This is a genomic window from Pyxidicoccus sp. MSG2 (assembly GCF_026626705.1).
GTDB lineage: Bacteria > Myxococcota > Myxococcia > Myxococcales > Myxococcaceae > Myxococcus.
In genome coordinates this window covers 1837670-1860826 of the sequence record NZ_JAPNKC010000001.1, presented here as the reverse complement: position 1 = coordinate 1860826, position 23157 = coordinate 1837670, and the positions used below count along the sequence as shown (strand labels likewise).

Here is a 23157-nt window from a genome sequence, read left to right as displayed (position 1 = left end):
GCTGTCGCGCTCACGCCCTCTTTCAGTCAATTCAGGTTGGTCCTGTTACTGCCCCTGTGAGCGATCAGGCTGCGTCGCGTTCCAGGGCCCGCAGCAGCTCCGCGAGCCGTTCCGCCACGGCGGAAAGGTGGGGCGACTGGAGCATCGTGAAGTGGTCGCCCGGCACCGGCAGCACCCGGGGCTCCTGGGTAAGCCACGCCGTCCAACCCGAGGTGACCGAGGGGGTGAGTCCCTCGGTGGCCGTGACGAGCACGGTGGGGCCGGTGAAGCGGCCCGGGCGGTGGTGCCGCATGGCCGCGGACAGCCGCTGAAAGACGTGGAAGAGGCGCTCCGTCTCATCCAGGTCCAGGTCGGGCGCGCCCGTGGGCAGTCGCCGGACCTGCTCCAGCAGCCAGGCCAGGCGCTCCCGGCCCTCGAGCTGCTTGAGCTTCGCCACGTCCAGCGTGAGGGCGCGCCAGGGCAGCTTGAGGAGCTGGCCGAAGGTGGCGAGCTCACCCAGTAGGTCCGGCTCCGGCGCGGGCCGGGCTTCGGGCGCGGGCGTGTCGAGCATCACCAGCAGCTCTACCGCTTCTCCCTTCGCCTGGAGCAGGCGGGCCATTTCGTGGGCGACGAGGCCGCCGAAGGACCACCCTCCCAGCAGGTAAGGGCCGTGAGGCTGTACCGCGCGGAGCTGCGGGAGGTAGTGCGCGGCCAGGGTTTCGACGGAGGAGGGAGGCAGCGCCCCACCGTCCAGTCCGGACGCGCGGAAGGCGTAGAGGGGCCGGTCCGCGGGGAGGAACCGGGCCAGGTCGGCGTAGGCAGCCACGCCGCCGCCACCGCCGTGCACGAGGAACAGCGGCCGGCGCCCGTCCTGTCCCTGCTTGAGGCGCACCAGGTTGGATGCGGCCGCCCCGTCGTCCCGCCGCGCGTCCAGGACGGCGGCCAGGGCCGCGACGGTGGGGTGCTGGAAGAGCGTGGCCAGCGACACGTGCGTCCGGACGTCCTTCTGGAGGCGGGACACCATGCGCGCCGCCAGGAGGGAGTGGCCGCCCAGGTCGAAGAAGTTGTCCTTGGCGCCCACGCGCGGCAGGCCGAGCACGTCGGCCCAGAGCGCCGCGAGCTGTTCCTCGGCGGGCGTGCGCGGAGCGACGTACTGGCCCGCGGTGGTGGCGGAGGCGTCCGGGACGGGCAAGGCCTTGCGGTTCACCTTGCCGTTGGGCGTGAGGGGCAGGGCGTCCAGCCGCACCAGCGCGGAGGGCACCATGTACTCGGGCAGCCGCTGCTTGAGGAGGTCGCGCAGGGCGGCCAGGTCGAGGGACTCGGGGGCAGCGATGTAGCCGACGAGGCGCTTGTCTCCGGGCCGGTCCTCGCGGACGAGGACGACGGCCTCCTGGACCTCGGGGTGGCTGGCGAGGACGGCGCGCACTTCACCGAGCTCGATGCGGAAGCCGCGCAGCTTCACCTGCGCATCGGCGCGGCCGATGAAGTCGAGCGTGCCGTCCTCCAGCCAGCGCACCAGATCTCCGGTGCGGTAGAGGCGCGCGCCGGGGACGCTGCTGAAGGCGTCGGGAATGAAGCGCTCCGCGGTGAGCGCGGGCTGGCCGATGTAGCCACGGGCCAGGCCGTCTCCGCCCACGAACAGCTCCCCGATGATTCCCTCGGGCACGGGCCGGCCCTGCGCGTCGAGCACGTACAGCCGTGTGCTGCCGATGGGTCGGCCGATGGGGACGGAAGCGTCCACCTGGGCCGGGTCCGTCATGCGGAAGCAGGCGGCGAAGACGGTGGTCTCCGTGGGGCCATAGCCGTTGGTGACGGGGATGCGCAGCTCTTCGAGCACGCGGCGCGCATGGGACGCCGGCACGACGTCGCCACCCGCGAGGAGCTGCTTCACGGGGCGCAGCACGTCCAGGTTGCCTTCCACCACCTGCGCGAAGAGGCCGGCCGTCAGCCAGAGGGTGGTGACGCGAGCGTCGCGCAGCACCTGGCCCAGCTCCTCCAGGGAGGGAGTCTGGGGTGGCATGACGACGAGGCGGGCGCCGTGCAGCAGCGCACCCCAGATTTCGAGCGTGGACGCGTCGAAGGAGATGGGGGCCAGTTGCAGCAGTGTCTCCTCGGGGCCGAAGTGGGCGAAGTCCACGTCCAGCAACGTGCGCAACACGTTGCGATGGGTGGTGCCCACGCCCTTGGGCCTGCCGGTGGAGCCGGAGGTGAAGTCCACGTAGGCGAGCGAATTGGGCAGCGCCATCGGTGACGGCGCATGCGTCGGCTCGGAAGCGAGCGCGGCGTCCTCCAGCACGACGGTGGCGAGCCCGTCCACGGGGAGGCGCGCCAGCAGCGCGCGCGTGGTGACGAGGGCCTGGGGAGCGGTGTCCTCCACCATGCCGGCCAGCCGCTCACGCGGGTAGGACGGGTCCAGGGGGACGTAGGCGCCGCCGGCCTTGAGGATGGCCACCAACGAGACAATCAGCTCCAGCGAACGCTCGACGGCGAGGGCGACGCGGGAGTCGGCCCCCACGCCGAGGCGGCGCAGGTGGTGCGCGAGCGGGTTGGAGCGCTCGTCGAGCTGGCGGTAGGTGAGGCGCGAGTCGCCGAACTCCACGGCGACGTGGTCCGGGAAGCGCGCTACCACGCCGGCGAAGACCTCGGGCAGCGTGGACTCGCGCGGGTAGCTGGACGCGGTGGTGCTCCACTCCCGCAGCAGCTTGCGCTGTTCCGTCCCACTCATCAGCGGCAGCGCCGAGAGGCTCTGACGCGGGCGGGTGATGATGGCTCCCAGCAGCGTGCGGAAGTGCTCGACGAGGCGCGCCGCGGTGGAGGCGTTGAACAGGTCGGTGTTGTACTCCAGCGTGCCGGCCAGCCCCTGGGCGGTGTTCATCATCGCCAGCGTCAGCTCGAACTTGGCGGTGCTGTTCTCCGCTTCCAGCATGGAGAGCTTCAAGCCGGGCAGGTGCAGCTCCGAGTCCGGCAGGTTCTGCAGGACGAACATCACCTGGAAGAGCGGCGGGCGGCTCAGGTTCCGCTCCGGCTGGAGCACCTCCACCAGCTTCTCGAATGGCACCTCCTGGTGGGCATAGGCGCCCAGCGTCGTCTCGCGCACACGCTCCAGGAGGGACACGAAGGTGTCCTCGCCGGAGAACCGGGAGCGCAGGGCGAGCGTGTTGACGAAGAAGCCGATGAGCCCTTCCGTCTCCGCGCGGTTGCGGCCGGCGATGGGCGAGCCGACGACGACGTCGTCCTGTCCCGAGTACCGGGAGAGCAGCGTCTGCCACGCGGCGAGCAGCACCATGAAGAGGGTGGCGTGGTGCTCCTGGCCGAGCGCCTCGAGCTGCCTGGACAGCTCGGGTGACAGGGTGAAGGGGTGCGACGCGCCGTGGAACGTCTGCACGGCGGGACGCGGCCGGTCGGTGGGCAGCTCCAGGGCGTGCGGCGCCCCGCCGAGCTGCTGCTTCCAGTAGCCGAGCCAGGCGTCGAGCACCTCTCCGCGCAGCCAGTCGCGCTGCCACACCGTGTAGTCGGCGTACTGGACGGGGAGGGGCGCGAGGCGGGGCGCCGTTCCGGACGCGGCCGAGTGGTACAGGGCGGCCAGCTCGCGGACGAGCACGCCCATGGACCAGCCGTCGGAGACGATGTGGTGCATCGTCAGCAGCAGCACGTGCTCGTCGGGCGTGAGCCGCGCCAGGGTGAAGCGGAAGAGGGGCCCCCGGACGAGGTCGAACGGCTCTCCCGCCTCGGAGACGGCCAGCCGCCGGGCGCCGGCTTCACGGGCCTCGGCGGGCAGGGTGCTCAGGTCCACCACCGGCAGCGTCGCCGCGGAGGCGGGGTGGATGCGCTGCCCGGCCTCGCCGTCCCGCGCGGCGAAGGTGGTGCGCAGCGACTCGTGACGCTCGATGAGCGCATTGAGGGCGCGCTCCAGGGCGGGCACGTCCAGCGTGCCGGACATGCGCACGGCGGTGGGCACGTTGTAGGCGGAGCTGCCGGACTCCAGCTGGTCGATGAACCACAGGCGCTGCTGCGCGAAGGAGAGCGGAATGGCCTGGGTGCGCGGCACGGGCAGCAGGGGAGGCGCCTCGTGCTTCGGCGCGCTGACCTGCTGGAGCGAGGCAATCTGTTGCGACAGTCCGGAGAGGGTGGGCGCCTCGAACACGGCGCGCAGCGGCAGCTCGACGCGGAAGGTGGCGCGGATGCGCGAGACGAGCTGTGTGGCCAGCAGCGAGTGGCCACCCAGGGAGAAGAAGCTGTCGTTCACACCCACGCGCTCCACCTTCAGCAGCGCGGCCATGAGGTCCGCGAGCACCTTCTCGGTAGGCGTGCGCGGAGCCAGGAAGGCCTCGGAGGTGGCGCCCGACTCCGGGACGGGCAGGGCCTTGCGGTCCAGCTTGCCGTTGGGAGTGAGGGGCAGGGCCTCCAGGGTGACGAAGGAGGCGGGCACCATGTACTCGGGCAGGCTCTTCTGGAGGGCGGCGCGCAGGGCGCCCGCGTCCAGCACCTGGCCCGCGGCGGCGGGGACGACGTAGCCGACGAGGCGCTGGTTGCCGGGCACGTCCTCGCGCACCAGCACGGTGGCGTCGCGCACGCCGGGCTGCTGCTTGAGGGCGGCCTCGATTTCGCCCAGCTCGATGCGCTGGCCGCGCAGCTTCACCTGGAAGTCGATGCGGCCCAGGTAGTCGAGCGTGCCGTCGGCCTTCCACCGCACCTTGTCGCCGGTGCGGTACAGGCGCGCGCCGGGCTCGGTGCCGAAGGCGTCCGGGATGAAGCGCTCGGCGGTGAGGTGCGGGCGGTTCAGGTAGCCGCGCGCCAGGCCCTCGCCGCCCACGTACAGCTCACCGGGCACGCCCGTGGGGACGGGCCGCAGGTGCGCGTCCAGCACGTAGGCCCGGGTGTTCGCGATGGGCCGGCCAATGGGGACCACCGGTCCGGATACGTCGCCCTCCACGCTCCAGACGGTGGCGTCGATGGTGGACTCGGTGGGGCCGTAGCTGTTGGTCAGGCGGACCTGGGGCAGGGCCTTGCGCACGCGTGACGGCAACTCCGGGGGGAGCGCCTCTCCTCCCGAGATGAGGCAGCGCAGCCGCGTGGCGGTGCTCAGGCCGGGCTCGTCCAGCAGCACGCGCAGCAGCGAAGGCACCAACTGGAGCACGGTGATGCCGTGGCGTACGAGGCAGTCGAGCAGGATGCCCGGGTCGCGCTGCGCGTCCGGCGGCGCCAGCACGAGCGTGGTTCCGGAGAGGATGGCGGAGAAGAGCTCCGCGACGGAGGTGTCGAAGCTCAGCGACGCGAGCTGGAGCGCCCGCTCTCCGGGGCCCAGGTCGAACGTGGTGCGCATCCACCCGGCATGGTTGGCGAGCGAGCGGTGGGAGATGACGACGCCCTTGGGCGTGCCGGTGCTGCCCGAGGTGTAGATGGCGTAGGCGGCGCTCTCCGGCGGCACCGGGACGCTCACCGGGGTCGCTCCCTCGCGCGAGATGACGGCCCAATCGGAGTCGACGCACACCACGGCGGCGGGGCCCTCGGGCATCAGTCCGCGCAGGTGCTGCTGGGTGATCAGCACCGGGGCCGCGGTGTCCTGGAGCATGAAGGCCAGTCGCTCGCGCGGGTAGGCCGGGTCCAGCGGGACGTAGGCGCCGCCGGCCTTGAGCACTCCGAGCACGGCGACTGACCGGTCCAGCGCGCGCTCCATGCAGAGCGCCACGAGGGTGTCCGGGCGCACGCCGAGCTGGCGCAGGTGCGCGGCCAGCAGGCCGGAGCGTGCGTCGAGCTCCGCGTACGTGAGCGAGCCCGCATCGGAGAGGACGGCAACCGCGTCCGGCGTGCGCGCGGCCTGGGCGGAGAAGAGGTGGTGGATGCAGGCGTCGGCGGGGAAGTCCGCGGCGGTGGCGTTCCACTCCACCAGCACCCGGCGCTGCTCGGCCTCGTCCATCAGCGGCAACGCGGAGAGGGGGAGCTCCGGATGGTCCACGGCCGCGCGGAGCAGGGTGCGCAGGTGCTCCGCCATGCGCAGGATGGTGTCCTGCTCGAAGAGGTCCGTGTTGTATTGCAGCATGCCGCGGAAGCCGTCCGGCGCCTCTCCCAGCCCCAGCTCGAGCTCGAACTTCGCCGTGACGCTCTCCACTTCTTGCGGGCGCAGCGCCAGTCCCGAGACGCGCGCCGCGGACACGGGCGCGTTCTGCAGGACGAAGAGCACCTGGAAGAGGGGGCCGCGGCTCATGTCCCGCGTGGGCTGCAGCTCCTCCACCAGTCGTTCGAAGGGGACGTCCTGGTGCTCGTAGGCGCCCAGTGAGGTCTCCTTCACCTGTCGCAGCAGGTGGAGGAACGAGGCCCTGCCGTCCAGCTTCGCGCGCAGGGCCAGGGTATTGACGAAGAAGCCGATGAGGCCTTCGAGCTCACCGCGCTGGCGGCCGGCGATGGGCGAGCCGACGGTGATGTCGTCCTGTCCCGAGTAGCGGGAGAGGAGCACCTGGAACACGGCCAGCAGGAGCATGAAGGGCGTGACGCCCTCCTGCTGGCTCAACGCCTTGAGCCGGCTGGAGACGTCCGCCGGGAGGAAGACCGGCACCTCCGCGCCTCGGAAGGTCTGCACCGCCGGGCGTGGCTTGTCCGTGGGCAGCTCCAGCGCGCGGGGCGCACCCTCGAGCCCCTGGCGCCACCACGCGAGGTTCTCCTTCAGGACGGCCCCCTGCATCCACGAGCGCTGCCAGACGGCGTAGTCCGCGTACTGCAGCGGCAGGGGCGGCAGCGGTGAGGGACGGCCGTGCAGGAACGCCTCGTAGAGGGCGGCGACCTCGCGCACCAGCACCCCGTTGGACCAGCCGTCCGAGACGATGTGGTGCAGGTTGAGCGCGAGCACATGCTCGGTGGGGCCCAGCTTCCACAGCCCCGCGCGGATGAGCGGGCCGGTGGCGAGGTTGAAGGGGCGCAGCGCGTCCTCGAGGAGCTGCGGCTCCAGCGCTTCGCGGGCGGCCTCCGGCGTCAGGCCGCTCAGGTCCACCACGTTCAGCGGCAGCTCGGCATAGGGGAGGATGAACTGGAGCGGCTCGCCCTCCTGCTGGATGAAGAGGGTGCGCAACGCCTCATGTCGCTGCACCAGCTCGGTGAGCACCCGCTGGAGCGCGGCGACGTCCAGCGTCCCTTCCAGCCGCACGAAGGCGGGCATGTTGTAGTTGGCGCTGCCGGGCTCCAACTGGTCGATGAACCACAGCCGCTGCTGCGCGAAGGACAGCGGCAGCGGGCCCGTGCGCGGCACCGGGACGAGGGCGGGGACGTCGGACCGCTTCTGCTGCTGGAGGGCCTCGATGCGCCGGGCCATCCCCGCGGGCGTGAGCTCCTCGAAGAGGGCGCGCAGGGGCAGCTCCACGGAGAAGGCGGAGCGGAGGCGGGAGGCGAGCTGGGTGGCGAGCAGCGAATGCCCCCCGAGGGCGAAGAAGCTGTCGTCCGCGCCCACGCGCTCGACGCGCAGGAGCTGGCTCATGATTCCCGCAATCAGCTGCTCGGACGGAGTGCGCGGAGCCACCCAGGGCGTGGCCACGCCGGCGCGGACATCCGGTGCGGGAAGGGCCCTGCGGTCCACCTTGCCGCTGGGGTTGAGCGGCAGTACGGGCAGCACCACCATGGCGGTGGGCACCATGAACTCGGGCAGCGTCTTGAGCAGGGCGGAGCGCAGCGCCGCCGTGTCCACGGTGCTTCCCTCGCGGGCCACGACGTAGGCCACCAGTCGCTTGTCACCGGGCACGTCCTCGCGTGCCACCACCACCGTGTCGTGCACCTGCGGCTGCTGGCGCAGGGCGGACTCGATTTCGCCCAGCTCGATGCGCAGGCCGCGCACCTTCACCTGGAAGTCGGCGCGGCCCAGGTACTCCACCGTGCCGTCCAGCCTCCAGCGGGCCACGTCGCCGGTGCGGTACATGCGCGCGCCCGGGGTGGTGCTGAAGGGGTCCGGAGTGAAGCGCTCGGCCGTCAGCTCCGGCCTGCGCCAGTAGCCGCGGCCCACCTGGATGCCGGCGATGAAGAGCTCACCGGCGACGCCCACCGGCACCGGCTGGCCCCTGCCGTCGAGGATGTGGATTTGCGTGTTGGCGACGGGACGGCCGATGGGCACGCCCCGGGCCAGCTCGTCGCGAGGGCAGGCGTAATAGGTGACGTCGACGGCGGCCTCGGTGGGGCCGTAGAGGTTGTGCACCTCGGTGGAGGGCAGGCGCTGGTGGGCGCGGCGCACCAGCTCAGCGGGCAGGGCTTCGCCGCTGCAGATGAGGCGGCGCAGGTGGGTGAGGGCTTCCAGGCCGGGCTCCTCGACGAAGGCCTGGAGCATGGAGGGGACGAAGTGGACGGTGGTGACGCGCTCGTCGGCCATGAGCTTCGCGAGGTAGGCCGGGTCCTGGTGGCCGCCGGGCTTCGCGAAGACGAGGCGTGCGCCCGTCATGAGGGGCCAGAAGAACTCCCAGACGGAGACGTCGAAGGAGAAGGGCGTCTTCTGAAGCACGGTGTCCGCGGGCGTGAGGCCGTACTCCTGCTGCATCCAGAGGAGGCGGTTGACGATGCCGGTGTGGGCGTTGGTGGCGCCCTTGGGCCTGCCGGTGGAGCCGGAGGTGAAGATGACGTAGGCGAGCGCGTCGGGGCTGGAGGCAGGCGCGGGAAGCTTGGACGCGGGAGGAATGGAGGAGGCCCAATCCTCATCGAGGCAGACGGTGCGGGAGGCGTGGGGAGGCAGCACGTCCACGAAGCGCCGGTGGGTGAGGAGCACCGGGGCGGCGGCGTCCTCCAGCATTCCGGCCAGCCGCTCGCGCGGGTAGGCCGGGTCCAGCGGGACGTAGGCGGCGCCAGACTTCAGGATGGCGAGCAGGGCCACCATCATGTCGAGGGAGCGCTCGAGGCAGACGCCGACGAGCATCTCGGGGCCGACGCCGAGGGAGCGCAGGTAGGCGGCGAGCTGGTCGGCGCGGGCGTCGAGCTGGGCGTAGGAGAGGGCCTGGTCCTCGAAGCGCACGGCCTCTGCGTCGGGAGTGCGGCGCACCTGGGCTTCGATGAGGGTGTGCAGGCAGACGTCGCGCGGGTACGCCTCGGGCCTGCCCTGGAAGTCCACCAGGAGCTGGTGGCGCTCCTCGGAGGTGAGCAGGGAGAGTGCGTCGACGGGCTGGTCGGGCCGGGCCAGCAGTCCCTCCAGCAGCACCAGGAAGTGCTCCACCATGCGCGTGACGGTGGATGGCTCGAACAGGTCCGTGTTGTAGACGAGTACGCCGGTCAGCCCCTCGGGAGTCTGGGCCAGGTCCAGACTCAGGTCGAACTTCGCCGAGTCGAAGTCCATGTTCAGCGCGCGCAGCTCCAGCGGCGCGGAGCCTCCCGGTCCAGCGGGAATCTCCACGGGTGCGTCCGGCGTGTTCTGCAGGCCGAACATCACCTGGAACAGGGGCGAGTGGCTCAAGCTGCGCTGCGGCTGCAGCTCCTCCACCAGCTTCTCGAAGGGGATGTCCTGGTACTCATAGGCGCCCAGGGTGGTGGCGCGCACCTGGGCAAGCAGCTCACGGAAGGTGGCCTGGGGCCGGATGCGCGTGCGCAGCACCAGCGTATTGACGAAGAAGCCGATGAGGCCCTCCGTCTCCGCGCGGGTGCGGCCGGCAATCGGCGAGCCCACCACGATGTCGTCCTGCCTGGAGTAGCGCGCGAGCAGCACCTGCCACGCGGCGAGCAGCGTCATGAAGGGGGTGCCCCCCTCGCGCTGGCTCAGCTCCAGGAGCGCGTCGAACCGCGGCTTCGGCACGCGGACCGGCACGTACGAGCCCCGGAACGTCTGGCGTGGGGGACGGGGCTTGTCCGTGGGCAGTTCCAGCACCGGAGGCGCGCCGGAGAGCTGCTCGCGCCAGTACCCGAGCTGCTTCTCCAGTACCTCGCCCTGCAGCCACTTGCGCTGCCAGAGGGCGAAGTCCGGGTACTGCAGGGGCAGCGGGGGCAACTGGGGCTCGAGCCCGGAGCCGAAGGCGCCGTACAGCGTGGCGACCTCCCGAATCAGCACGCCGAGAGACCAGCGGTCCGAGATGATGTGGTGCATCGACACCATCAGCAGGTGTTCCCGCGCGTCCAGCCGGAACAGCAGCGCGCGCAGCAACGGTCCGCGTGACAGGTCGAACGGGCGCAGCGTCTCCTCGGCGATCAGCTTTCGGGCCCGGGCCTCCCGCTCTCCCGCCGGCACTCCGCCCATGTCCACCACGGGCAGCGTGAAGTCCGAGGCCATGAGGATGCGCTGCATCGGCTCGCCGTCGCGCGAGGTGAAGACGGTGCGCAGCGACTCGTGGCGCTCGACGAGCGCGGTGAAGGCCCGGGACAGGGCGGGCACCGCCAGCACGCCGCGGATGCGCAGGACGGCGGGGAGCGCATAGGCGGGACTGTCGGGGTCGAGCTGCGTGATGAGCCAGAGCCGCTGCTGTGCGAACGACAGCGGCCACTCTCCGTCGCGGCCCACGGCGGCGAGGGTGGGCGCCTTCGTGCCGTGCGCGTTCCGGGAGGCCAGGACGCGCTCCGCGAGCGCGGCCACCGTGGGCGCATCGAAGAGCGCACGCAGGGGCAGCTCCGCGCCGAGGGTGGAGCGGATGCGGGAGATGAGCTGGGTGGCGAGCAGCGAGTGGCCACCCAGTGCGAAGAAGTTGTCGGTGGCGCCCACTCGCTGCACGCGAAGCACCTGGGCGAAGAGGCCGGCCAACTGCTCCTCGGTGGGCGTGCGCGGAGCGACGTAGGCCTCGTCGGAAGTGGAGGACGCCGACTCCGGAGCGGGAAGGAGCTTTCGGTCGACCTTGCCGTTGGGGTTGAGGGGGAAGGCGTCCAGGGAGACGAAGGCCGAGGGCACCATGAACTCGGGGACGTGCTGACGCAGGTGGCGGCGCAGCGCGTCCACTTCAATCTTCGCGCCCTCGGCTGGGACGACGTAAGCCACGAGGCGCTTGTCGCCACTGGGTGAGTCCTGGCGCGCCATGACGACGGCGCCCTGCACGGTGGGGTGCTGACGCAGGCCGGACTCGATTTCACCCAGCTCGATGCGGAAGCCACGCACCTTCACCTGGTGGTCGATGCGGCCCAGGTAGTCGAGCTGGCCGTCGGCGCGCCAGCGCACCAGGTCACCGGTGCGGTACATGCGCGCGCCGGGAGTGGTGCTGAAGGGGTCCGCCATGAAGCGCTCGGCGGAGAGGTCGGGCCTGCCGAGGTAGCCACGGGCGAGGCCTGCGCCAGCCAGGTACAGCTCTCCGGGGACGCCGATGGGCTGGAGCTGGAGGCTGGGGGTGAGGATGTAGCCGGAGGTTTCGGGGAGGGGGACGCCGATGGTGGGCTCACCCGGGCCCTCGGGGACGCGGGTGAAGGTGGAGTAGGTGGTGTCCTCGGTGGGGCCGTAGAGGTTGAAGACGTGCTGGACGGTGCCGGTGGCGTAGAGGCCGCGCACGAGGGTACCGGGCAGGGCTTCGCCGGCGAGGTTGACGGTGGTGACGGAGGGGGGAATGGCGCCCATCCGCAGCAGCTCGGCGACGGCGGAGGGGACGGTGTTGACGAGCGTCACCTCGGAGGCGGCGGGCAGGGAGGCGAGCTCGAGCGCGTTGGCGGCGAGCAGCACGGTGCCGCCGCAGGAGAGGGGCGCGAAGAGCTCGAAGACGGAGAGGTCGAAGCAGATGGAGGTGGCGGCGAGGGTGCCCGCGAGCTGCTCACGGGAGAAGGTGCGCAGGGACCAGTCGAGGAAGGCGGTGGAGCTGGCGTGGGTGATGGCCACGCCCTTGGGCCTGCCCGTCGAGCCCGAGGTGTAGATGACGTGCGAGAGATTCTCTGGCACGGCATGGCAGGTGGGGGCGGACGCGGGCCACTGGGAGAAGCTCTCCGGCAGCGCGTCGAGGCAGACGGTGCGCAGGCCCTGGGTGTCGAGCTGGAGCGAGGCGAGCAGGCTCTGGTGGGAGAGCAGGAGCTGAGCGCCGGAGTCGGAGAGGGTGTAGTCGAGGCGGCCGCGAGGGTAGGCCGGGTCGAGGGGGACGTAGGCGCCGCCGGACTTGAGGACGGCGAGGAGGGAGACGACGAGGTCGGCGGTGCGCTCCATGCAGACGGCGACGCGCACCTCGGGGCCGACGCCGAGGGACTGGAGGTAATGGGCGAGGCGGTTGGCCCGCGCATCGAGCTGCGAGTAGGTGAAGCGCTCGGTGCCGACGACGAGAGCGGTGGCGTCGGGAGTGCGGGCCACCTGCGCGGAGACGAGGTGGGGGACGATGGAGCGCTGGAGGACGGTGCGCGTGTCGTTGAACTCCACCAGCAGCCGGTGGCGCTCCTCGGGGGTGAGCAGCGGAATGGACTCGATGGGCTGCTCGGCGCGCGCCAGCAGTCCCTCCAGCAGCACCCGGTAATGCTCCGCGATGCGTGCGGCCGTGCCCTGCTCGAAGAGGTCCGAGTTGTAGAGCAGGGTGCCCCGGAAGCCGTCCGGCGACTCTCCCAGCGTCAGTGACAGCTCGAACTTCGCCGTGGCGCTCTCCACTTCCTGCGGGCGCAGCGCCAGTCCCGAGACGCGCGCCTCGGCCACGGGCGCGTTCTGCAGGACGAAGAACACCTGGAAGAGGGGACTGCGGCTCATGTCCCGCGTGGGCTGGAGCTCCTCCACCAGGCGCTCGAAGGGGACGTCCTGGTGCTCGTAGGCGCCCAGTGACGTCTCCTTCACCTGTCGCAGCAGGTGGAGGAACGAGGCCCTGCCGTCCAGCTTCGCGCGCAGAGCCAGGGTGTTGACGAAGAAGCCGATGAGGCCTTCGAGCTCACCGCGCTGGCGGCCGGCGATGGGCGAGCCGACGGTGACGTCGTCCTGCCCCGAGTAGCGCGACATCAGCACCTGGAAGGCGGCCAGCAGGACCATGAAGGGCGTGACGCCTTCCTGCTGGCACAGGGCCTTCACCGACTCGGCGACCGGTCGGGAGAGGGCCACGGGAATCTCGGCGCCGCGATAGGTCTGCACGGGCGGGCGAGGCCTGTCCGTGGGCAGCTCCAGCGTGGAGAGGCCCGCCAGGTGCTGGCGCCACCACGTGAGCTGCCCTTCGAGCACCGCGCCCTGCAGCCACTTGCGCTGCCAGACGGCGTAGTCCGCGTACTGGAGCGGCAGTGCCGGCAGCGGCGAGGGACGGCCCTGGGAGAACGCCTCGTAGAGTGCGGCGACTTCACGCACCAGCACGCCCATGGACCAGCCGTCCGAGACGATGTGGTGCAGGTTGAGCGCGAGCACGTGCTCGGTGGCGCCCAGCTTCCACAGCCCCGCGCGGATGAGCGGGCCGGCGGCGAGATTGAAGGGACGCAGTGCGTCCTCGCGGAGCTGTTGCTCCAGCGCTTCCCGGGCGGCTTCCGGCGTCAGGTCACCCAGGTCCACCGTGTTCAGCGGCAGCGTGGCGGGCGGAAGGACGATCTGGAGCGGCTGGCCTTCCCGCTGGGTGAAGACGGTGCGCAACGCCTCGTGTCGCTGTACCAGTTCCACGAGGCCCCGCTGGAGCGCGGCCACGTCCAGTTCCCCCTCCAACCGCACGAAGGTGGGCATGTTGTAGGTGGCGCTGCCGGGCTCGAGCTGGTCGATGAACCACAACCGCTGCTGTGCGAAGGACAGCGGCATCCCGCCGGTCCGAGGTACCGGCACCAGCGAGGGGGCCTCGGAGCCCTGCCCGTTCGTGGCGGACCCGATGCGCGCGGCGAGTTTGGCCACGGTGGGCGCCTCGAAGAGGACGCGCAGCGGCAGCTCCACGTCAAACGCGGTGCGCACGCGGGACACGAGCTGCGTGGCGAGCAGTGAGTGGCCACCCAGTTCGAAGAAGCTGTCGGTGACTCCCACGCGCTCCAGGCCCAGGACCTGCTGGAAGAGCTCGGCCAGCCGCTCCTCGATGGGATTGTGAGGCGCGACGTAGTTCTTGCCCGCGGTGTCCTGCTCCGGAGCGGGAAGGAGCTTTCGGTCGACCTTGCCGTTGGGGTTGAGGGGGAAGGCGTCCAGGGAGACGAAGGCCGAGGGCACCATGAACTCGGGGACGTGCTGACGCAGGTGGCGGCGCAGCGCGTCCACTTCAATCTTCGCGCCCTCGGCTGGGACGACGTACGCCACCAAGCGCTTGTCGCCACCGGGCGAGTCCTGGCGCGCCATGACGACGGCGCCCCGCACGGTGGGGTGCTGACGCAGGCCGGACTCGATTTCACCCAGCTCGATGCGGAAGCCGCGCACCTTCACCTGGTGGTCGATGCGGCCCAGGTAGTCGAGCTGGCCGTCGGCGCGCCAGCGCACCAGGTCACCGGTGCGGTACATGCGCGCGCCGGGAGTGGTGCTGAAGGGGTCCGCCATGAAGCGCTCGGCGGAGAGGTCGGGCCTGCCGAGGTAGCCACGGGCGAGGCCTGCGCCAGCCAAGTACAGCTCTCCGGGGACGCCGATGGGCTGGAGCTGGAGGCTGGGGGTGAGGATGTAGCCGGAGGTTTCGGGGAGGGGGACGCCGATGGTGGGCTCACCCGGGCCCTCGGGGACGCGGGTGAAGGTGGAGTAGGTGGTGTCCTCGGTGGGGCCGTAGAGGTTGAAGACGTGCTGGACGGTGCCGGTGGCGTAGAGGCCGCGCACGAGGGTGCCGGGGAGGGCTTCGCCGGCGAGGTTGACGGTGGTGACGGAGGGGGGAATGGCGCCCATCCGCAGCAACTCGGCGACGGCGGAGGGGACGGTGTTGACGAGCGTCACCTCGGAGGCGGCGGGCAGGGAGGCGAGCTCCAGCGCGTTGGCGGCGAGCAGCACGGTGCCGCCGCAGGAGAGGGGCGCGAAGAGCTCGAAGACGGAGAGGTCGAAGCAGATGGAGGTGGCGGCGAGGGTGCCCGCGAGCTGCTCACGGAGAAGGTGCGCAGGGACCAGTCGAGGAAGGCGGTGGAGCTGGCGTGGGTGATGGCCACGCCCTTGGGCCTGCCTGTCGAGCCCGAGGTGTAGATGACGTGGGAGAGATTCTCCGGCACGGCATGGCAGGCCGGGGCGGACGCGGGCCACTGGGAGAAGCCTTCCGGCAGCGCATCCAGGCAGACGGTGCGCAGGCCCTGGGTGTCGAGCTGGAGCGAGGCGAGCAGGCGCTGGTGGGACAGCAGGAGCTGAGCGCCGGAGTCGGAGAGGGTGTAGTCGAGGCGGCCGCGAGGGTAGGCCGGGTCGAGGGGGACGTAGGCGCCGCCGGACTTGAGGACGGCGAGGAGGGAGACGACGAGGTCGGCGGTGCGCTCCATGCAGACGGCGACGCGCACCTCGGGGCCGACGCCGAGGGACTGGAGGTAATGGGCGAGGCGGTTGGCCCGCGCATCGAGCTGCGAGTAGGTGAAGCGCTCGGTGCCGACGACGAGAGCGGTGGCGTCGGGAGTGCGGGCCACCTGCGCGGAGACGAGGTGGGGGACGATGGAGCGCTGGAGGACGGTGCGCGTGTCGTTGAACTCCACCAGCAGCCGGTGGCGCTCCTCGGGGGTGAGCAGCGGAATGGACTCGATGGGCTGCTCGGCGCGCGCCAGCAGTCCCTCCAGCAGCACCTGGTAGTGCTCCACCAGACGCGCGGCGGTGGCGGCGTCGAACAGGCCGGTGTCGTAGTCGAGCGCGCCCACGAAGCCCGTGGGCCCGTCCGTCATGAAGAGGTCCAGGTCGAACCGCGCGTGGATGTTCTCCTCGGGAACGGATTGCAGGTGCAGCCCCGGCAGCTCCAGCCGGCCCATGGGCATGTTCCGCAGGGCGAACATCACCTGGAAGATGGGCGAATAGCTGAGGCTGCGCTCGGGCTTGAGCTCCTCCACCAGCTTCTCGAAGGGGACGTCCTGGTGCTCGTACGCCGCCAGCGTGGTCTCCTTCACGCCATGCAGCAGGGTGGCGAAGGAGGCGCGCGGGTCGATGCGCGAGCGCAGGGCCAGCGTGTTGGCGAAGAAGCCGATGAGCCCCTCGGTCTCCGCGCGGTTGCGGCCCGCGATGGGTGAGCCCACCACGATGTCGTCCTGGCCCGAGTAGCGCGCCAGCAGCACCTGGAACGCCGCCAGCAGCGTCATGAAGGGCGTGACGCCCTCGCGACGTGAGAGGGCCTTGAGGCCCTCGGAGAGCTGCGCGCCCAGGGCGAAGGGCTTCCGGGCGCCGTGGTACTTCGGCACAGAAGGACGGGGCCTGTCCGTGGGCAGCTCCAGCAACGCGGGCGCTCCCGCGAGCTGCTGCTTCCAGTAGTCCAGCCGCGTCTCCAGCGCTTCCCCGCGCAGCCAGCCCAACTGCCACACGGCGAAGTCGGCGTACTGCACGGGCGGCGGCGGCACGTTGGCCTCCGTGCCGTTGACATGCGCCGCGTACAGCGAGCCCAGCTCGCGCACCAGCACGCCCATGGACCAGCCATCCGAGACGATGTGGTGCATCGTCAGGAGCAGCAGGTGCTCCTTCTCGCCCAGGCTCAGCAGCACCGTGCGCAGCAGCGGGCCCTTCGACAAATCGAAGGGGCGCAGGGCCTCTTCGGCGGCCAGCCGCCGGGCCTCGGCCTGGCGCTCGGATGCGGGCAGGGCGCCCAGGTCCACCACCGGGAGCGGCAGGGGGACGGGGGCGTGGATGAGCTGCACGGGCTCGCCGTCGCGCGAGGCGAAGGTGGTGCGCAGCGACTCATGGCGCCGCACCACCTCGGAGAGGGACTGCTGGAGGCCGGCCACATCCGGCACGCCCTCCAGGCGCAGCGCGAAGGGCATGTTGTAGGTCACCGTGCCCGGATCGAGCTGGTCGATGAACCACAGCCGCTGCTGCGCGAAGGACAGCGGCAGCGCCCCCGTGCGCGGCGCGGGGACGAGCTCCGGAACCTCCAGGCCCTGGCTCGCCAGGCGCGCCGCGTCCACCGTCCGGGCCAGCGCGGAGAGGACCGGCGCCTTGAACAGCTCGCGCAGCGGCAGCGCCACACCGAACGTGGAGCGGATGCGGGAGACCACCTGCGTGGCCAGCAGCGAGTGGCCACCCAGCGCGAAGAAGTCGTCCTCCGCGCCCACGCGCGGGACGCCCAGCACCTGCGCCCAGAGGGCGGCGAGCAGCTCCTCGGTGAGCGTGCGCGGGGCGACGTACACGTGCTCCGCGGACAGCACCATCAGGTCCGGCGCGGGCAGGGCCTTGCGGTCCACCTTGCCGTTGGCGGACAGCGGCAGCGCGTCCAGCACCACCAGCGCCGACGGCACCATGTAGTCCGGCAGCCGCCCCGCCACGAAGGCGCGCAGCGCGGCGGTGTCCAGGGCCCGGGGCGCATCCCCGTCCGCGGGCGCGGGCACCACGTAGGCCACCAGGCGCTTGTCGCCGGGCCGGTCCTCGCGCGCCAGGGCCACCGCTTCGCCCACGCCGGGCCAGGCCAGCAGGGCGGTCTCGATTTCGGCCAGTTCAATGCGGTAGCCGCGCACCTTCACCTGCGCGTCCGCGCGGCCCACGAAGTCGAGCAGGCCGTCCCTCCGCCAGCGCACCAGGTCTCCGGTGCGGTAGAGGCGCGCGCCGGGCACGCCGCTGAAGGCGTCGGGGACGAAGCGCTCGGCGGTGAGCGCGGGCTGCTCCACGTAGCCCCGGGCGAGGCCGTCACCGCCGATGAACAGCTCACCGGTGACGCCCACGGGCACCGGCTGGCCGTGCGCGTCCAGCACGTAGACGCACGTGTTGGCCAGCGGCCCGCCGATGGGCACCGAGGTGCCCGGCTGCGAGGCGTCCGTCATCCGGAAGGTGGTGGCGAAGACGGTACTCTCCGTGGGGCCGTAGCCGTTGGTGACGGAGATGCCCAGCTCCTCCAGGACGCGGCGCGCGTGGGGCGCTGGCACCACGTCTCCACCCGTCAGGAGCTGCTTCAGCGGGCGCAGCGCCTCCAGGCCGGACTCCACCACCTGGGTGAACAGGCCGGCCGTCAGCCACAGCGTGGTGACGTGTGCGTCGCGCACCACCCGGCCCAGTTCCTCCACCGAGGGCGGGTGCGGCGGGAAGACGACGAGGCGGGCACCGTGCAGCAGCGCGCCCCAGACCTCGAAGGTGGAGGCGTCGAAGGAGATGGGGGCGAGCTGGAGCAGCGTCTCGTCCGGGCCGAGGTGCGCGTAGTCCACGCCGAACACGGTGCGCAGCACCCCGCGGTGTGGAATGGAGACGCCCTTGGGACGGCCGGTGCTGCCGGAGGTGAAGTCGATGTACGCGAGGCTGTCCGGCAGGGCGGCCGGAGATGGCGCGGTGGTGGGCTGCGTGGAGAGCGGCGCGTCCTCCAGCACCACCGGCGTCAGGCCCTCCAGCGGCAGCTTCCGCAGCAGCGCCCGCGTGGTGACGAGCACGCGCGGGCGGGCATCCTCCACCATGGCGGCCAGGCGCTCGCGCGGGTACGCCGAATCCAGCGGCACGTAGGCGCCGCCGGCCTTGAGGACGGCGACCAGCGTCACCATCAGCTCCAGCGAGCGCTCGACGCACGTGGCCACGCGCGAGTCGGTGGACACGCCCAGGCCGCGCAGGTGGTGCGCGAGCTGGTTGGCGCGCGCGTCGAGCTCGCGGTAGGTCAGCTTCGCTCCCTCGAACTCGACGGCGACCTTGTCGGGGAAGCGGGCCACCACGGAGGCGAAGACCTCCGGCAGCGTGGAGTCGCGCGGGTACGCGACGGTGGTGGCGTTCCAGTCCACCAGTACCTGCCGGCGCTCGCCGCTGGAGAGCAGCGAGACGGAGGTCAGCGGGGCCTCGGGCCGGGCGACCAGGCCCGTCACCAGCGCGCGGAAGTTCTCCGCCATGCGCCGGACGGTGGCGGCCTCGAAGAGGCCGGTGTCATACCGCAGGGTTCCCCGGTAGCCGTCCGCCGTCTCGGTGAGGATGAGCTCCAGCTCGAACTTGGCGGTGGAGAGCTCCACCTCCAGCGTGTGCAGGGCCAGCCCCTCCATGCGGGGAGAGGACGCGGGCGCGTTCTGCAGGGCGAAGAGCGCCTGGAACAGCGGCGTGCGGCTCAAGTCCCGCGCGGGCTGCAGCTCTTCCACCAACCGCTCGAAGGGGACGTCCTGGTGGGCGTAGGCGCCCAGCGACATCTCCTTCACCTGGCGGAGCAGCTCGCGGAAGGAGGCGCGTCCCTCCACCTTCGCGCGCATCACCAGCGTGTTGACGAAGAAGCCGATGAGGCCCTCCAGCTCACCCCGCTGGCGGCCGGCGATGGGCGAGCCCACCATGACGTCGTCCTGCCGCGAGTAGCGCGACAGCAGCACCTGGAAGGCGGCCAGCAGCACCATGAAGGGCGTGGCGCCCTCCTGCTGGCTCAGCGCCTTGAGCCGGCTGGAGACCTCGGCCGGGAGGACGACGGACACCTGGGCGCCGCGGTAGACCGGCACGGCCGGGCGCGGCTTGTCCGTGGGCATTTCCAGCGCATGGGGCGCTCCGGCGAGCTGCTGGCGCCACCACGCGAGCTGCTCGGCGAGCACCGGCCCCCGCAGCCACTGGCGCTGCCAGACGGCGTAGTCCGCGTACTGGAGCGGCAGGGGCGGCAGCGGGGCGGGACGGCCCTGGAGGGATGCCTCGTAGAGCGCCGCGACTTCACGCACCAGCACGCCCATGGACCAGCCGTCCGAGACGATGTGGTGCATGTTGAGGGCGAGCACGTGCTCGGAGGCGCCCAGCCTCCAGAGGCCCGCGCGGATGAGCGGACCCGTGGCGAGGTCGAAGGACCGCAGCGTGTCCTCGCGGAGCTGCTGCTCCAGCGCTTCCCGGGCGGCGTCTGGCGTCAGGCCGCTCAGGTCCACCACGTTCAGCGGCAGCTCCACGCTCGGGAGGATGAGCTGGAGCGGCTGGCCCTCTTCCTGACGGAAGACGGTGCGCAGCGCCTCGTGGCGCGCCACCAGCTCCGTGAGGCCGTGCTGGAGCGCGGCCACGTCCAGCGCCCCCTCCAGCCGCACGAAGGTGGGCATGTTGTAGGTGGCGCTGCCGGGCTCCAACTGGTCGATGAACCAGAGGCGCTGCTGCGCGAAGGACAGCGGCAGGGGTCCGGTGCGTGGCACCGGGACGATGGCGGGAGCCTGGCTCCCCGTCGTGGAGCCCCGCACGGAGTCGATGCGCGCGGCGAGCGCCTCCAGGGTGGGCTCGGCGAACAGCGTGCGCAGGGACAGCTCCACGCCGAAGGTGGAGCGGATGCGGGACGCCACCTGCGTGGCCAGCAGCGAGTGGCCGCCCAGCTCGAAGAAGTTGTCGTGCGCGCCCACGCGCGGCACCCGCAGCACCTCCGTCCAGAGCGCGGCGAGCCCTTCCTCGGTGGGGGTGCGCGGCGCGACGTAGACCTTGTCCTGGCCGGACGCCGCCGCGTCCGGCGCGGGCAGGGCCTTCCGGTTCACCTTGGCGTTGGCCGTCAGCGGGAAGGCGTCCAGCCGCACCAGGGCGGAGGGCACCATGTAGTCCGGCAGCCGTTGCTTGAGGTGTGTGCGCAGGGCGGCGACGTCGAGCGGCTCGGGGGCCACGACGTAGCCGACGAGGCGCTTGTCACCGGGCACGTCCTCGCGCACCAGGGCCACGGCCTCGCGCACGTCCGCGTGGCTCAGCAGCGCCGCCTCGATTTCGGGCAGCTCGATGCGGAAGCCGCGCAGCTTCACCTGCGCGTCCAGACGGCCGAGGAACTCCAGCGTGCCGTCCGCGCTCCAGCGGACCCGGTCGCCCGTGCGGTACAGGCGCGCGCCGGGGAGGCCGGAGAAGGCGTCGGGGACGAAGCGCTCGGCGGTGAGCGCGGGCTGCTCCACGTAGCCCCGGGCGAGGCCGTCGCCTCCGATGAACAGCTCTCCCGGGACACCCACGGGCAGGGGCTGGCCGTGCGCGTCCAGCACGTAGACGCGCGTGTTGCCCAGCGGCCTGCCGATGGGAAGCGACGCGCCTGCCTGCGCCGCGTCCGTCATGCGGAAGGTGGTGGCGAAGACGGTGCTCTCCGTGGGCCCGTAGCCGTTGGTGACAGGGATGTGCAACGTCTCGAGCACGCGGCGGGCATGCGGGGCGGAGACGACGTCGCCGCCGGTGAGCAACTGCTTCACCGTGCGCAGGCCCTCCAGGTGTCCGTCCACCATCTGCGTGAAGAGGCCCGCGGTGAGCCACAGCGTCGTCACGCCGGTGCGCTGGAGCACCTGCCCCAGCTCCTCCAGCGAGGGCGCCTGGGGCGGCATCACCACCAGTCGCGAGCCATGCAGCAGCGCGCCCCACAGCTCCAGCGTGGACGCGTCGAACGAGATGGGGGCGAGGAGGAGGAAGGTCTCCTCCGGCCCGAAGCGGGCGAAGTCGACGCCGAACACCGTGCGCAGCACGGCCACGTGCGGCGTGCCCACGCCCTTGGGACGGCCCGTGGAGCCGGAGGTGAAGTCGATGTACGCGAGGCTGTCCGGCAGCGCGGCCGGAGGCGGGTGCGTGGCCGGCCGCGAGGAGATCGACACGTCCTCCAGCACCACGGTGGACAGGCCCTCGGCGGGGAGGCGCTCCACCTGTGCACGGGTGGTGACGAGCACGCCCGGGCGGGCGTCCTCCATCATGGCCACCAGGCGCTCGCGCGGGTACGACGGGTCCAACGGCACGTAGGCCGCGCCGGCCTTGAGGATGGCCACCAGCGCCACCACCAGCTCCAGCGAGCGCTCCACGGCGATGGCCACGCGCGAGTCGGTCGTCACCCCCAGCTCGCGCAGATGCCACGCGAGCTGATTGGCGCGCGCGTCCAGCTCCCGGTAGGTGAGCCGCGCTTCACCGGACTCCACCGCCACCTTGTCGGGGAAGCGGGCCACCACCCGTGCGAAGACCTCGGGCAGGGTGGAGGCGCGCGGGTACCCGGCGGTGGTGACGTTCCAGTCCACCAGCACCTGCTGGCGCTCGGCGCCGGAGAGCATGGGCAGCGCGGACAGGCGGCGCTCCGGGTGGGCGGCGAGGCCTTCCAGCAGCGTGTGGAAGTGCGCCAGCAGCCGCGTCACCGTCGCGTCGTCGAAGAGGTCCGTGCGGTAGACGACGGCGGTGCGCAGGCCCTGCGGCAGCTCGGTGGCCAGCAGCGTCAGGTCCACCTGGGCCGCGCCGCTGTCCACCGGGTGGGTCTCCATCGACAGGCCGGGCACGTGCAGCGGGGCCAGGGGGGCGTTCTGCAGGGCGAACAGCACCTGGAAGAGGGGCGAGACACCGAGCTGCCGCCCCGGCTTCAGCGCCTCCACCACCTTCTCGAAGGGCAGGTCCTGGTGCGCGAAGGCGCCCAGCACCTTCTCGTGGACACGGCCCATCAGCTCCAGGAAGGACGGGTCGCCGGACAGGTCCGCGCGCAGGGCCACGGTGTTGACGAACAGGCCGACCAGTCCCTCCAGCTCCGCGCGGTTGCGGCCGGCCACGGGCGAGCCCACCACCACGTCGTCCTGCCCGCTGTAGCGCGACAGCAGCACCTGCCAGGCCGACAGGAGCAGCGTGAAGAGGGTGCGGCCCTCGCGCAGCGCGAGCGCCTGGAGCGACTCGAGCAGCTCCGGCGGCAGCAGCCGGGTCTGCCGTGCGCCTCGCGTGCTGGTGTCCGCGGTGCGCGGCCTGTCCGTGGGCAGCTCCAGCACGGCGCTCGGGTCCAGCTGCTGCCGCCAGTAGCCGAGCTGCGTGTCCAGCGTCTCGCCCCGCAGCCAGTCCCGCTGCCAGGAGGCGAAGTCCGCGTACTGCAACGGCAGCGGCGGCAGCGACGCCGGCTGGCCCGACGCGAGCGCGGGGTAGAGCGCGCCCAGCTCCTTCACCAGCACGCCCATCGTCCACCCGTCGGAGACGATGTGGTGCAGGTTGAGCAGCAGCAGGTGCTCGCGCGTGTCCCAGCGGTACAGCACGGCGCGCAGCAGCGGGCCCTGCTCCAAATCGAAGGGCTGCCTCGCGTCCGCGTGCAGCCGGCGCCACGCCTCCGCTTCCCGGCCGTCATGGACGGCGACGACGGGCAGCCCGACGTCCAGCGAGGGGACGATCTGCTGGAGCACCCGGCCCTGCTGTTCGACGAAGGTGGTGCGCAGCGCCTCGTGGCGGTGCACCAGTTCCTGGAGGGCGTTGCGGAGGGCGTCCACATCCAGCTCGCCGGACAGGCGCACGGCGGTGGGGATGTTGAGGGCGGCGCTTCCCGGCTCCAGCCGCTCTTGGAGCCACATGCGCTCCTGCGAGAAGGACACCGGCGCCCGTCGGGAGTGACGGGCCTTGTCGCGCAGCAGCTCGGCGAGCCGTGCGCGCTTTTGCTCAGGGGTGAGCGCCAT

General features: G+C 71.8%; 2 protein-coding genes. Both read right to left on the bottom strand.

The features are described 5' to 3' along the window. Positions 1 to 64: 64 nt before the first annotated feature. Positions 65 to 14779: a non-ribosomal peptide synthetase gene (locus OV427_RS07265; protein WP_267863384.1), complete on the bottom strand. Its 14715-nt coding sequence runs from the start codon at positions 14777 to 14779 to the stop codon at positions 65 to 67. Further along, the gene (locus OV427_RS07260) at positions 14665 to 23157 is read right to left on the bottom strand and encodes a non-ribosomal peptide synthetase (RefSeq protein WP_267855377.1); all 8493 of its coding nucleotides are present in this window, start codon (positions 23155 to 23157) and stop codon (positions 14665 to 14667) included. The genes OV427_RS07265 and OV427_RS07260 overlap by 115 nt, the downstream gene beginning before the upstream one ends.

What these genes read in the sequence shown, in the direction of transcription:
- OV427_RS07260 (WP_267855377.1), bottom strand. Translation starts at nt 23,157, where the DNA reads ATGGCGCTCACCCCTGAGCAAAAGCGCGCACGGCTCGCCGAGCTGCTG.